Genomic DNA, 13106 nt, shown 5'->3' with positions numbered 1-13106 from the left:
CGCCTATTCGAAGTTGATTCGACAAGATCCGGGCCGATTTGGCCGCAGCGGGCTCCACGATTGCCTTCCGCCGCGCATAGGCCGCGCGGCCCTTCTTCGTCTTCAGCTTCCGCGCCATGCGTTCGCGCAACGTCGCGTCAGCGGGGATCCGGCCCCGAGGAACATCTGGAACACGTTCCCCGTGCTTCACCCGGCCGGTCGCGATGAAGAACTCAGTCCGCCCGTCGCTCGCGGCTTCCACGGTCTTGGCGTAGTCCAAGTTTGCTGCTGAACAATACCCGGCATCCACCAGCACTTCGGCGGGGAGAGTACCCATCGTGGCGTGGAGTTTCTCGATCATCGGCACGACCTGTTCAACGTCCACGGCAATATTCGTCAGCGTCGTCGCGACGATCACTTGATGGTCCGCATCAACGATGGCCTGCGCGTTGTAGGTGTAGTGGAAGGACCCATCGGCGGTCTTCATGATCCGAGCGTCCGGGTCGGTGAAGTTGCGCTGAGCCTTCGGAGCGACCACCGCGTTCTTTGCCGCGTCATCACCCTTCTTCGAGACCACGTCGTCATCATCGCCCTTGTCCCGGGCCTTCTTCTCCGCGTCTTTTCGAGCCCGCGCGGCCGCGTCTGCCTCCAACGCGGCGCGCGCCTCAGCCAGTTTCACCAGGCGTGACTCCCGCCGCGCGAGCTCCGGCGGCAACTCATCGCCGCGTTTGTCTTTCCCGAAACGGGCATCCTCAGCGTCATCAATCGCGTCGGCGTCAGCCAGCAGGGCGGAGACCTCGTCGGCGAGGACCTTCTGTTTCTCCGTCAGGCGGGCGTAACTCATGGCCTTGCGCCGGGACGCGTTCGCGCGCACTTTGGTGCCGTCCAACGCGACCTGCCCTAATGACACCATTCCGGCGGCGCGGCAGAGCTCCAACGCCTGCAAGAACACGTTCCCCAAGCTGGAAAGGTGCCGTTTGCGGAACCGGGCGATGGAGCGAAAATCCGGCGCCTGCTGCGCGGCCAGCCAACGGAACGCGACCACATCCACGCAGACACGTTCCAACTCCCGTGACGACCGAACACCCACGCAATACCCGTAAAGCAGGACACGGACCATCAGCCGAGGGTCGTAAGGCGGCTGGCCCTTCGTCTTCGCGTAGGACGCGTAGAACTTCTTCAGATCCAGCTGGGTTTCGACGATGTCCGCGATGAAACGGGAGAGGTGATTCTGCGGCAGCCACTCATCCAACGACGGCGGTACCAACATCACCGCCGCCGGCTCGAACGCCCGGAATCGCTTGTTCACGCCCGCGCCAGCTTCGACCCCGTCATCCACGACCAAGTCAACGTGCTCAAGTTCCCCCAGACCCCACGGCCAAGGACGGGAAATCCGGCGGCGTTTTAAACTTTGCCGTTACTGACCCACGCCCCTAGACGCGATTCAAGCAAGTCTCGTCTCACGGGCACCCGCAACAGGTTTTTAAGCGCCATTGCCTCGAGACTTCAGAACTGCGGCGAATCGGCGCCGAATCTGCGTCCGTATCCGTCCCATTATCGGTTCTCGCCGAGGACTTGGGCCTGTTCACGGTACTGCTCGGCCGTCAGTTCACCCTTGGCGTATCGCTCATCGAGAATCTGACGAGCCCGGCTCCGACGAGGGTCCGGTCCAGTTGCACCCGGGTCGCCGCCTCGATTGCCGCCTCGGCTGAACACTCGCACGGCAACCACGATCAGCAACACGATTCCGATCACCAGGAGCAGCCCAAACAGCCACGACCAGCCCATATTCCCGCCGTATCCCCACATCATGGCCCACTCCTCTTTTCTTGCAGGTGTGTTACGCCTGTCACGCGTGATGATACCTCGAGAGGTATCAAATACCCTGAGACCAGTTGGAGTTGGGATCCGATGGTGACCGGCGTTGACGCCGTCGTGGGCACGATACCGATCAACGCGTTCAACCCGCCCACTCCGGAGTAGCTGTAGCCGGAGCCGGAGCCCTCGACCCGGAACTGGCCGGGAGTATCATCCGAAAAGAAGAGCAATATACCCAACGGGGTATTTCCAAAATAGCGTGGAAGCAGGGCGACGGGCACACCGGGCCATCGCGCAGCGAATGTTGAAGGAGTCACAGGATGATGTGGGGAAACGGGTTCAACATGCAGGGCTGGGGCGGAATATTGGGACTGTCGGTGGCCGCTGGAGTTGTGCTTCTCGTGATCTGGGCCGTACGGTCCTTCGGCAGTAGATCACGCCGGGACGCCTCGGCTGAAGACGCGGGGATCTTGCCTGCTCGGCCTGCGAAGAGCGTTGCCCGACAGGCCCTCGATGAGCGCTACGCCAATGGCGAGGTGCCCACCGAGCAATATCAGGAACGGTTGAGCGTGCTCGGTGAGAGCAAGCCGTGAAGCCCCTTTCCAGGCGAAACGTGCTCGTGCTGGGCGGCTTGGGCGTTGCAGGGACCGTTGTCGGCGGGACTGGCTTACTCTGGGATTGGAATTCCGGGTCGAGTCCCGTCGCAGGGCCGAAGTTTGTGGAACCGCAACTGCTCCGAAGCGCCAACGGTCGATTGCAGGTGCAACTCGAAGCGGCTGAGGGCCAGGTGCGGATCGCCGGCAGGCAGGCGAGGGCGCTTTCCTACAACGGTGGTCTTCCCGGGCCGACCCTGTTCCTCCGCCCGGGTGATCGGCTGAGCCTGAGCCTTCGAAATGGCTTGAGCGTTGCCACCAATTTGCATGTTCATGGCCTGCATGTCTCCCCGGAGGGTAATAGCGACAATGTTTTCGTTGCTGTTGAGGCGGGCACTGGTTTCGAGTACGAGTACCTGCTGCCGGAGAATCACCCGCCGGGCGTTTTCTGGTATCACCCCCATCACCACGGGATGGTAGCTGACCAGGTCTTTGGCGGCCTGTACGGGGCGATCGTCGTCGAGGACCCTAACCCCATCCCGGTCAGCCGGGAACGAATCCTGGTCATCTCAGACGTCAGCCTTGACGGGTCAGGGAGGGTTCAGACGGTTTCCCCGATGGATCGAATGGCTGGCAGGGAAGGCAACTTGGTCCTGGTCAACGGTCAGCTCACCCCGCGCCTGAATGTCCGACCGTTGGAACGCGAACGGTGGAGAATCATCAACGCCTGCGTTTCCCGATACCTTCGGCTGCGTTTGGACGGACAACACCTGCAACTGCTCGGGATGGACTCCGGGCGCTTCGCGAGTCCGCAGGATGTTGAGGAGATCGTCCTCACGCCAGGCAATCGGGCCGATCTCCTTGTTACTACAACGGCCGGGGCATCGATTCTGCGTACGCTTCCCGTGGACAGGGGCGCCGCTTCGGGCATGATGGGCGGCACCCAGGTCGCGTCCTCGGGCGCGGACCTGCTCACCCTGAACGTCACCGGAGCGCAAGCTGCCGCCCCTGCCCCAGTGCCCGAGCAGACCGCGCCCCGCGATCTTCGAACCGCCACGGTCACAGCGAGACGAGAACTGACCCTTGCCATGGGAATGGGTGGTGGAGGCATGGGCTCGGGCATGATGAGCTTCACAATCAACGGAAACCCCTTTGATCCATCGAGGGTAGATGTGAAGGTGCGGGGCGGTTCCGTCGAGGAATGGACGCTCACCAACACCAGTCCGATGGATCATCCGTTCCACCTGCACGTCTGGCCGATGCAGCTCATCGAACAAGCAGGCCGCCCCGTGAAAGGTGTCATCTGGCAGGACGTAGTCAACGTGCCCGCGAACGGTAGCGCCAGAGTGCGCATCTCCTTTGACGATTTCGCCGGTACCACGGTGTACCACTGCCACATCCTCGACCACGAAGACCAAGGAATGATGGGCATCATCGAAGCGACCTAAACCCGTCGCGAACACACTGTTTTATAGCGCAATCAAAGAAACAATCATTGGAGAACCCCATGAGTTACGCACATACCGTCACAGTCGCCCTGCCTTACGAAGAAGCGGTGCAGCGAACTCGAGAATTGCTGACCGAACAGGGCTTCGGCGTCCTCTCGGAAATCAATGTCCGATCCACGTTCGAAGCCAAATTGGGGGTCGAAAGCGCTCAGACTCTCGGCGACTACGTCATTCTCGGCGTCTGCAATCCGGTGCTGGCTCAACGCGCCCTCACCGCTGAACCGGACATGGGCTTACTGCTGCCCTGTAATGTTGTCGTTCGGCGTGGCCCAGATGCCACGGTGACCGTGGTCCAGGCAATCGACCCGCAGACCATGGTGCAGCTCAGCGATTCCTCGGCGATTCAAGAGGTTGCCACCGATGCCGATACTCGCCTTCGCTCAGCCCTGAAAACCCTCCAGGCCGAAGCGCGGAGCTAGAGTCTGGCTCGGCCGGTCCAGCGACGCAGATCGGCTAGACGCATGGTTCGACCAGCAGGTCGCCGACAGCGGGTGAGCCACTGCCCAGGATTGTCCGCCTGGAACTCGAATGTCACTGATTCCTTTGGACAGACGATGACTGTGTCGTCTTCTTGCACCGGTCCCGGCGAGCTGGAACGTGTGCCCGTGTGGATGCATGGGTGCCACATTTTGGTTTCATAGACGACCTTAACTTGGACGCGCTCGTTGACTGCGATGTCGAAGGAACCCGCGAGCGGGTTCTTCATGTCAAAGCGTCGCGGGCGCCCATTGGTCGCGTCCAATTAGTTCTCTTCCGCGAGCGTTGAACCACTCCGCATTGCGCGCAATGGCACGTTGGGGACAGTGCAGCTTGGGAGAAGACTTTTTTCAAGGAGCGTGGGCGTCACCCTTGCGAACCAGGTGGTGCTGTTTTCGGTTGCAGCTCGGCCGGCGCGTTTCATCAAACCTTCACACTCCCAGGGGCCGAAGCTTCATGCGCGGTCTGCATGCTGGTGTGTAGACACCAACTAGGTGGCTAAACGCGAAAGGGGCTGGGAAAGATGAAGTTCAATCGGAAGAGCATGACCTTGGGGCTGGCGGGACTCGGACTTGCAGGAGCGCTTGTATCTGGCGGCGTTGTCGCCGCGCAGGCGGCTACCGGCTCAGGGCCGACTCCACAGCCTGTATCGACGTCCTCGTCACCCGTTGGCCACCACACGTTCGGCCATATGGCCGGGATGGCTTCCGGCCAGAATTCGCCCATGACCGCCGTCGCGAGTTACCTCGGCCTGAGCCAGACCGAGCTGCAGGACCAGATGCAGTCGGGCAAGTCCCTCGCGGACGCCGCCCAGGCTCAGGGCAAATCAGTATCTGGGCTTGAAGACGCCATGGTCGCGGCGTTCAAGACTAATCTCGACGCCGCCAACACGCTGACACCTGATCAGAGGGCGGCCGCCGTTGCAGAGATGAAGAGCCGCATCGACACGATGGTGAACACGGCCCACAGCCCGGGCGAGGGAATGGGCGCGGCATTTGGTGCAGGTATGGGTATGCACACGGGCACGGGCACGGGCACGGGCACGGGCACGGGCACGCGTACGGGCTCAGGAATGGAAACGACCAGACGTTAGACGTTGGAGGAGTACATCATGCGAAAGAAAACTTTAATTGCAACGGCGATCACCGGCGGCCTCCTGGCAGCGGTTGGTCTGACCGGGCTGTCGGTGGGAGCAGTCAGTGCGCTCAACGGTGGGCAAGCCGCCTCCTGGCTCGGCTCTGGATCTTCATGCCCGGCCCCGCGGCCGTCTGGCACCGTCGTGAACGTGGCCCTGTCGAATATGGGAGGCGCCAGGATGGGCAACGGCAACGGCATGATGTCCGGTGGTGGCAATGGGTGGATGCCCGGTGGAGCGATGCGCCTGAGCCTTGATCATGCGAACATCAGTCACGGGACTGTGTCTTTTCTGGCCACGAATGATGGCAGCATCAGCCACGAGCTGGTCGTTCTGCCCCTGCCTGATTCTCAGGCCGTCGGCACCCGACCCCTGTCTGGTAACGGCAATGTAGACGAGGCCGGTAGTCTCGGCGAGGCGTCCTCGACCTGCGGTTCTGGCGCCGGCGAGGGAATCGCTCCCGGGGCCTCCAGCTGGGCCACGTTGAAGCTGGCGCCGGGACTATACGAAGTCGTCTGCAACCTCCCCGGACACTATTCGGCCGGAATGTACAGCGAGCTGACGGTCTCCTAAATAAGAGGCCCGGGATCCGGGCGATCACAATCAACAACAACGCGAAAAACGAAGGAGCACAAAGAAAATGATGTGGGGAAACGGATACAACATGGCGTGGGGGTGGCCAGTCGGGCTCCTCATGATGGTCGCGATCGTCTTGCTGATCGTCTTGGCCGTGCGAACTTTTGCGGGCGGTACCGATCGCGCAGGTCGACGCGGAAACACTTCGGTCGTCTCAGGGAAAAGCGAGCGGAGTCCAGCGCGTCAAATCCTTGATGATCGCTTCGCGAAGGGCGAATTGGACGCCACGGAATACCGGGAACGGTTGAAAGTAATCGACGAAAAGGCCCGATAAAAGTTCTCTCTCAACGAGTTCCTTGAGCTCGGGTCCGCCTCGGCGGCTAGGCGGTCCCTAAGCCGCCGGGCCTTCGCCCAGTCGTTGCGACCATAATCAGGGTGAGGGGTGAACCATGCAGAAGGTCCTGGTCGTTGACGATGAGCCGCAAATCCGGACGGTCCTACGCGGCTATCTGGAGGCGGAGGGTTACGACGTGGCAGAGGCCGCGGACGGCGATGAGGCGCTAACGGCCCTCCTTGACGACCCTCCGGCCCTGGTACTCCTGGACGTCATGCTTCCGGGCATGGACGGGCTCGAGGTCCTCCGCCAGCTGCGCAGCTTCAGCGACGCGTACGTCATCCTGGTCACGGCCAGGGCCGAGGAGGTCGACAAGCTTGTCGGACTCGGTGTGGGGGCGGATGACTATGTGACCAAGCCGTTCAGCCCGCGTGAAGTCACAGCCCGGGTGAAGGCCATGCTGCGCCGAGACAGGCGGCGCGACCGGACCGACGCAGATGCCCCTCTCCGCTTCGACGGGTTGTCCGTCAACCCCGATCACCGCGAGGTCGAGGTGAATGGGGCTTCCATCGCGCTGTCCAGCCTGGAATTCGACCTCCTCGCGGCACTTGCCGCCGAGCCCGGGCGAGTGTTCTCCCGAGCGCAACTGCTCGAGAAAGTCTGGGGCTATGACTTCTACGGTGACGAACGCGTCGTCGATGTCCATATCCGCAGTGTGCGCGCCCGACTCGGCGACGACGCCGGCGATCCGCACCTGATCGCCACCGTTCGGGGTGTGGGCTACAAATTCGTGGGCCGGCCCCTATGAAGATGCGACTGTCCTGGCGGTTGTTCATCTCCTACGCCGCGGTTGCCGTGGTCGGCGGTGTAGTCGCCTACCTGACGATCTCGTTGCTCGCCCCGCGCCTGTTCGAAGACCGGCTGGGGATGGCGATGAACAGTGAGGGCAACGGGATGTCCATGGGGACCATGGATGCGACGAGCGTGCGGTCAGCATTCGTCTCCGCGCTCACGACCTCGCTCCTCGTCGGGGTGCTGGCCAGTGTCGCCGCCGCCGGTTTCGTGGCCGCGGCCGTCACCGGGCGACTGCTGCGCCCCCTCAACGCGGTGCGGGCCGCCACGAAAATGATCGCCGCCGGAAAATACGGAGGCAGAGTCCCCGTCCCGTCCGAGCCGGAACTAGCTGCCCTAGCCACCGACGTCAACACCCTCGCCGAGGCCCTGGCCGACACGGAGTCCCGGCGCACCCGGCTGCTGGGAGAGGTCGCGCATGAGATGCGCACCCCGCTGACCGTCCTGGACGGCTATGTGGAGGGGTTGATCGATGGCGTGTTCAGCGCGAGCCCCGACACCTTCGCCTCCCTCAGCGAGGAACTGCGCCGGCTGCACCGCCTCTCCGACGACCTCTCCAGCCTGTCGCGCGCCCAGGAGCAGCGCCTTGACCTGCATCCGACCAATGAGGACCTGGCCGACCTCGCTCACCGCGCCGCTGCGCGCCTCCTGCCTCAATTTGACGATTCGGACATCACGCTGAACGTCGACGCCGACACCGCCCTGCCCGTCCAGGTCGACCCCGACCGGATCACCCAGGTTCTGACCAACCTGCTCGGCAACGCCCTGCACGCAACTCCCGCCGGCGGGGCCGTCACGATCACCGCACGCGCCGTCGGCAGCCGGGGTGAAGTCAGTGTCACCGACACCGGTGTGGGCCTGGCCCCAGACGATACGGAGCGTGTGTTCGAGCGGTTCTACCGTGTGCCTGGCCAGGGCCGCCGATCAGCAGGATCGGGAATTGGACTCACGATCGCTCGAGAAATCGCCCGCGGGCACGGCGGGGACATCACAGCCGCGTCTGCCGGACGAGGGCAGGGTGCCACGTTCGTGGTTACTGTTCCCCTGCGTGCCACCGACCAGTCAGGCTGAAACTGAAGCGTCGACACCGCGTCCGCCTTCGATTGCGGGGGCCGTTGCGCTCTCAGGCTGTCCGGGGAGTCGAAGTCGCTTGAGGAACAGTGCGTTGACTGCGACGATGACGCTGGAGCCGGACATAGAGATGGCGGCGATTTCGGGACTGAGCCGGATGCCGAACGTCGTGAAGAAAACGCCGGCAGCGATGGGGAGCGCGATCGCGTTGTAGCCGACCGCCCAGCCGAGGTTCTGCCGCATCTTGCGTACGGTGGCTTTGCCGATGCGCAGGGCGATGGGGACGTCGAGGGGGTCGGACCGCATCAGGACCACGTCCGCCGTATCGATGGCGACATCCGTTCCCGCCCCGATGGCGATGCCCAGGTCCGCCTGGGCCAAGGCCGGAGCGTCGTTGACGCCGTCGCCGACCATCGCAACTCGCTTGCCGGAGGCCTGCAGCTCTTTGATTTTCGCGGCTTTGTCTTCCGGGAGCACCTCGGCGATCACAACATCGATGTGGAGCAAGGATGCGATTCGCTGCGCGGTCGCCTCATTGTCGCCTGTGAGCATGACGACCTCAATGTTCGCGTCGTGCAGAGCGACGACGGCGGCTTCCGCGGTTTCCCGGACGGCGTCAGCCAGGGCGATGACCCCAACGGTCTTTCCGTCAACGGCGACGAGGACCGCCGTCCGTCCGGTCGCGGCCAGCGTCTGACGCTGCGTGGACACCGGATCGATATCGATGCCCTGAGCAACCATGAGTTTGCGGTTGCCGACAAACACCTGGCGCCGTGTGACCGTGGCGCCGGCACCATGTCCCGGCACGTTGCGGAACGCCGATGCTTCCAGCGCTGTCGCGCCGCGCGCAACGGCGTAACGGACGACGGCTGCGGCGAGTGGATGCTCGGACTCCCGTTCCACGGCAGCGACAAGGGCCAGCAACTCTTTCTCATCCATCCCAACAGCTATGAAGTCCGTCACTTCGGGTTCGCCCTTGGTCAGTGTCCCCGTCTTGTCCAGGACGACTGTGTCGATGCGAGCCGAGGTCTCCAACGCGGTCGCGGTCTTGAAGAGGACTCCGCGTTTGGCGCCCAGGCCGGTGCCGACCATGATGGCGGTCGGTGTCGCCAGGCCGAGCGCATCCGGGCAGGTGATGACGACGACGGTGATCGCGAAGAGGATCGCGGTAGGAAGGCTCGCGCCGGCCAGGAGCCAGGCGCCGAGGGTGGCGCTGCCGCCGATGAGGGCTACGAGCACGAGCCAGAAGGCTGCGCGGTCGGCGAGGCGTTGTCCGGGTGCCTTGGAGTTCTGCGCTTCCTGGACCAGGGCCACGATCTGAGCGAGCGCGGTATCGGCGCCGACTTTGGTCGCGCGCACGCGAAGGGTTCCGGTGGTGTTGACTGTGGCGCCGATCACGGTCGATCCGACGCTCTTTGCGACGGGAAGGCTCTCCCCGGTGACCATGGATTCGTCAATGTCAGACTCACCGTCTTCCACAACGGCGTCAGTTGGAACTTTGGCTCCGGGCCGCACCAGAAGCAGGTCGCCGGGGACAACCTCCGCCGTCGGGACCTCAACCGGTTCTCCGTCCCGGATGACCAATACCAGGGACGGGGCCAACTCGAGAAGCGTGCGAATGGCATCGTTTGCGCCGCCCCTGGCCCGCATTTCGAACCAGTGTCCCAAGAGGACGAAGCTGGTTAGAACGGTTGCAGCCTCGTAGAAGACATCCCCGCCACCGGTGAGGGTGACGAACAGGCTATAGAGCCAGCCCGCTCCAACACCGACGGCCACCAGCACCATCATGTCGAGGGTGCGAGCCCGCAGAGCCCGGACGGCCCCATCGAAAAAGATCCAAGCCGAATAGAAAACGACTGGCAGGGACAGTATCAACGCGAACACGTCATCGCGCAGCCCGAACGGGGTGGGAACCGTGAAACCGAAAACTTCCCGGCCGATCGGCGACCACAGAGTGATCGGAACCGACAGGATGGCCGCCACCAGAAGCCGGTTGCGCATGTCCCGGATCATGCCAGCCATGGACATGTCGCCGTGGGCACCACCATGTCCCATGGTCTCCTGCATGGTTCGAGCCGGTTGCCCGGGTTTCATTTCATGTGTGGCGTGGTCGGTGACGGATTCCGCCATCGGGTCGCAGATGTGATCGGGCACGGAGCGTCCAGCGCAGTGGTAACCGCATTCCCGGATCCATCCCGCCAGGTCAGCGACGGAGGTCTGTCCGGGATCGAAGGTCACGTTGGCCGTCTGCGCCACTGGATTCGCTTCAACAGTCACCACGCCGGGCCGGCGGGCGAGCACTGACTCAACGATCGCTTGCGAGGAGGCCCACTGCACCCCCCGCACTTCCACGACGGTAGTTTCAAATTTCTCGCTCATGTGACGATCCCATTCCTTAAATCGGCTCCACAAGAACGGCTTTCCAACCCGTGGAACACTCCCCACCATATACCCACGGGGGGTATACGCATACGTGATCATCGGTTTTCATCGGCAGTTTGCATCGACTTTCCTGTGCGTTGCCGTTGACTGCGATCATGGCTCAGCTCATCTACTATCATGGATAGTATTTAACAACAAAGGAGGCGCTCATGCGCTCACGAATTTGGATTTACTCTCTTACCGCCGGTGCCCTGCTTGCGGCAGGTGCCGTCGCTCCGGCCTATGCCGCCGAGAGCATTGCCACGGACAGTAGCCTGTCGGTAACGATTCCCCAGGCGGCGGGTGACGGCCGCGATGCGACGGTTGCCGCGCACGTGCACACGATGCCAGACATGCCAGACATGCCAGACATGGTGGCTGCGACGAACGGCATGGCCAACATGCATGAAGCGATGATGACTCATCATCACCCGATGAGGCCTGCTACGCCCGGTCGCGAACACGGAAAGGCTGAGGAGTAGCGGTGGGCGCGGCACTGTATGGTCTCGCCCTGCTCGCCTGCCCGGTCGGCATGGGGTTGATGATGTGGTTCATGTTGCGTGGGAAGAAGGCACCTGACGCGCTGACGGCCATGGCACCGGCCGACAAAGAGGAGTTGACCAACCTCCGCACGGAGGTGGACCGGTTGCGGGCGAGCCGGAGCGGTGCCTCGGCACAGCCCGGAGACGCGGGCGTCCGGTGAGCGAAACCGTCCTCCCTGCGGTAGTTTTGACGGCCTCACTGACTTTCACCTACCTCTTCTGCATCCGTCCTATGCGTAAGGGGAGTTCTGTCCACGGCGGGGCCGCTCAAATCCTGCACGACGCCGGCCCGAGCGCCGAGGACGTGGCCGAGCTGGCGCGTTTGCGCCAGGAAGTAGCGACGTTGCGAGGATAGCGCACACAGAAACCCCCATCCGTAACGGATGGGGGTTTCTGTGTTCGCAGGCTACATCGTCAGGGCTTGTCCGCTTACCGGGCAGGGTGGCATTGGCGTCGCCGCGGATGCCGGTGCAATGGCGACGAACACGGGCACTGAAAGGAGTATCCCCAGGGCCAGGGCTGCCAGGGTTGTCCGTCCGGCCCCGAGGGGCCGGACGGGTGAAATGAGCCTTCGGACTCGGCTGAGGGCTGACTCTCCGCCCGCGCCCAGAGCCGTCACGGGAGTCATTCCATGCTCGGCCAGGCGCACCAGTGCCGTTGCTACCGTGGTGCGATCGCTCTGACGGGCGGCATTGTCATCGGCGAGCATCTCAACGAGCCGGCCCAGCTCCGTGCGGGCGGTGCGGAATGCCGCGATACGTGGGAACGCCCGCTGTAGGGAGTCGGCCGCTGCCAGGATCAGGTCGTGGCGACCTCGTAGGTGCGCGCGCTCGTGGGCCAGGACCGCCAGGAGCTGACTATGATCCAAGGCGGACAAGGCCGCACTGGTTAGAACGATTTGGCGGCCGCGGCCGGGTAAGCAGTATGCGGCGGCGGCCGGGTGCTCGACGACGAGCGCGTCGTAGCGGAGGTGGGGTCGCGCGATCAGGGCCAGGGCGTCCAGTTGCGCCTTCCTGTTGCGGGCCGCGAGCGTTCTATCAGCGACGACGCAGTAGGCGACTCGGGCGAGGATGACCAGCGCTGCGGCGGCCCCGGTGGCGCTGACAACGGCACCGCCAGGAGTGGAGTATTGCGCAACGATGGTCATGGCGCAGGTGCGGATCAACTGGCCGAGGTCCGTGGTCCAGGGAATTGCCGGCACCGCCAGGCTCAGGCCGGCGAGCAGCGCCGCCGAAACAAGGGAGACGCTCAGCGCCTGCCATGCGGCGATGCCGATTCGTGGAGACCGCTCGAGCCATGAAGCCCGGCTCAGCAGTGCTGGCCCGAGCAAGGCAAGGGCCACGGCAAAGACTGTCAAAACAGCTGGCGCTGTCATGGAGCTATGCTTTTTCGACCTTGAAGGTGGTCATCCAGCGCATTGCGAAGGCTGGCGACTTCCTCAGGCGGGATGTGTTCGAGGAAATGCAAAAGCGTCACCGCCGTGTCCGCTCCTCCGGCAAGAACCTCACCCATGAACGCAGCGGTGTGTTGCTCGCGAGTCTGTGCCGCTTTGTAGAGGTAGGCCCGGCCGTCCTTCTCCCGGGTCAGCATGCCTTTGCGGCGGAGGTTGTCCATCACTGTCATCACCGTTGTGTAGGCCAGAGTGCGTTCGTGCTGTAGATCTTCCAACACCTCGCGGACGGCGACCGGGTGCCCCCAGGACCAGATACGGTCCATGACCAACTGCTCCAGCGTGCCGAGTGGTCGCACCATCTGTGGCTCCCTTCTGCACATTGGTTGAGTCGACGTCCCCAGTCAACT

General features: G+C 63.4%; 15 protein-coding genes and 1 pseudogene. 10 read left to right on the top strand and 6 right to left on the bottom strand.

The window, feature by feature from the left end; genetic code table 11:
- Positions 1-31: 31 nt before the first annotated feature.
- Together E3O49_RS15535 and E3O49_RS15530 are read right to left on the bottom strand one after the other, a co-directional pair.
- A pseudogene (locus E3O49_RS15535) lies at positions 32-1288 on the bottom strand (IS1182 family transposase); the annotation flags it as partial.
- Positions 1289-1533: 245 nt separating this feature from the next.
- On the bottom strand, positions 1534-1791 hold the full coding sequence (locus tag E3O49_RS15530) for an SHOCT domain-containing protein (RefSeq protein WP_134365879.1): 258 nt from the start codon (positions 1789-1791) through the stop codon (positions 1534-1536).
- A gap of 326 nt (positions 1792-2117) precedes the next feature.
- Here E3O49_RS15530 and E3O49_RS15525 point away from each other — a divergent pair, with 326 nt between their 5' ends.
- From E3O49_RS15525 to E3O49_RS15515, 3 genes are read left to right on the top strand one after another with little or no spacing between them, the layout of a single operon-like run.
- Positions 2118-2390: an SHOCT domain-containing protein gene (locus E3O49_RS15525; protein WP_134365880.1), complete on the top strand. Its 273-nt coding sequence runs from the start codon at positions 2118-2120 to the stop codon at positions 2388-2390.
- Entirely contained in the window at positions 2387-3838 is a 1452-nt protein-coding gene (locus E3O49_RS15520) for a multicopper oxidase family protein (protein ID WP_134365881.1), read from the top strand. The genes E3O49_RS15525 and E3O49_RS15520 overlap by 4 nt, the downstream gene beginning before the upstream one ends.
- Positions 3839-3897: 59 nt before the next feature.
- Positions 3898-4317, top strand: coding sequence for a DUF302 domain-containing protein (locus tag E3O49_RS15515; protein ID WP_134365882.1), 420 nt, complete (start codon positions 3898-3900; stop codon positions 4315-4317).
- Here the strand turns inward: E3O49_RS15515 and E3O49_RS19095 are convergent.
- Complete coding sequence (locus tag E3O49_RS19095; protein ID WP_420898209.1) at positions 4314-4526, bottom strand: multicopper oxidase domain-containing protein; 213 nt, start codon at positions 4524-4526, stop codon at positions 4314-4316. The genes E3O49_RS15515 and E3O49_RS19095 overlap by 4 nt on opposite strands.
- A 573-nt stretch (positions 4527-5099) precedes the next feature.
- On the opposite strand from E3O49_RS19095, the gene E3O49_RS15505 reads away from it, so the two are divergent.
- The 5 genes from E3O49_RS15505 to E3O49_RS15485 all read left to right on the top strand — a co-directional run bounded on the left by E3O49_RS15505 (position 5100) and on the right by E3O49_RS15485 (position 8343).
- Positions 5100-5468 carry a hypothetical protein gene (locus E3O49_RS15505; RefSeq protein ID WP_134451869.1) on the top strand — a complete coding sequence of 123 codons (369 nt, stop codon included), beginning with the start codon at positions 5100-5102 and terminating at the stop codon, positions 5466-5468.
- Between the two features lie 18 nt (positions 5469-5486).
- Positions 5487-6083, top strand: a complete 597-nt coding sequence (locus E3O49_RS15500) for a sulfocyanin-like copper-binding protein (RefSeq protein ID WP_134365885.1) — start codon at positions 5487-5489, stop codon at positions 6081-6083.
- A 67-nt stretch (positions 6084-6150) separates the two neighbouring features.
- Positions 6151-6420, top strand: a complete 270-nt coding sequence (locus E3O49_RS15495) for an SHOCT domain-containing protein (protein WP_166787131.1) — start codon at positions 6151-6153, stop codon at positions 6418-6420.
- A gap of 115 nt (positions 6421-6535) precedes the next feature.
- On the top strand, positions 6536-7228 hold the full coding sequence (locus E3O49_RS15490) for a response regulator transcription factor (protein ID WP_134365886.1): 693 nt from the start codon (positions 6536-6538) through the stop codon (positions 7226-7228).
- Positions 7225-8343 (top strand): sensor histidine kinase, encoded by a 1119-nt coding sequence (locus tag E3O49_RS15485; protein ID WP_134365887.1) that lies wholly within the window; start codon positions 7225-7227, stop codon positions 8341-8343. The genes E3O49_RS15490 and E3O49_RS15485 overlap by 4 nt, the downstream gene beginning before the upstream one ends.
- Here E3O49_RS15485 and E3O49_RS15480 read toward each other — a convergent pair.
- Entirely contained in the window at positions 8335-10824 is a 2490-nt protein-coding gene (locus tag E3O49_RS15480; RefSeq protein ID WP_241981041.1) for a heavy metal translocating P-type ATPase, read from the bottom strand. The genes E3O49_RS15485 and E3O49_RS15480 overlap by 9 nt on opposite strands.
- A gap of 110 nt (positions 10825-10934) precedes the next feature.
- On the opposite strand from E3O49_RS15480, the gene E3O49_RS15475 reads away from it, so the two are divergent.
- Positions 10935-11246, top strand: a complete 312-nt coding sequence (locus E3O49_RS15475; RefSeq protein WP_134403004.1) for a hypothetical protein — start codon at positions 10935-10937, stop codon at positions 11244-11246.
- A 2-nt stretch (positions 11247-11248) separates the two neighbouring features.
- Positions 11249-11467: a hypothetical protein gene (locus tag E3O49_RS15470; RefSeq protein WP_134365889.1), complete on the top strand. Its 219-nt coding sequence runs from the start codon at positions 11249-11251 to the stop codon at positions 11465-11467.
- Positions 11468-11712: 245 nt separating this feature from the next.
- On the opposite strand, the gene E3O49_RS15465 is transcribed toward E3O49_RS15470, so the two are convergent.
- Together E3O49_RS15465 and E3O49_RS15460 are read right to left on the bottom strand one after the other, a co-directional pair.
- The gene (locus tag E3O49_RS15465) at positions 11713-12648 is read right to left on the bottom strand and encodes a M56 family metallopeptidase (RefSeq protein WP_160141130.1); all 936 of its coding nucleotides are present in this window, start codon (positions 12646-12648) and stop codon (positions 11713-11715) included.
- A 29-nt stretch (positions 12649-12677) separates the two neighbouring features.
- Complete coding sequence (locus E3O49_RS15460; RefSeq protein ID WP_134365891.1) at positions 12678-13058, bottom strand: BlaI/MecI/CopY family transcriptional regulator; 381 nt, start codon at positions 13056-13058, stop codon at positions 12678-12680.
- Positions 13059-13106 lie beyond the last annotated feature (48 nt).

This window comes from Cryobacterium shii (assembly GCF_004402595.1).
GTDB classification, from domain to species: domain Bacteria; phylum Actinomycetota; class Actinomycetes; order Actinomycetales; family Microbacteriaceae; genus Cryobacterium; species Cryobacterium shii.
This window is presented reverse-complemented; position numbering and strand designations above follow the sequence as displayed.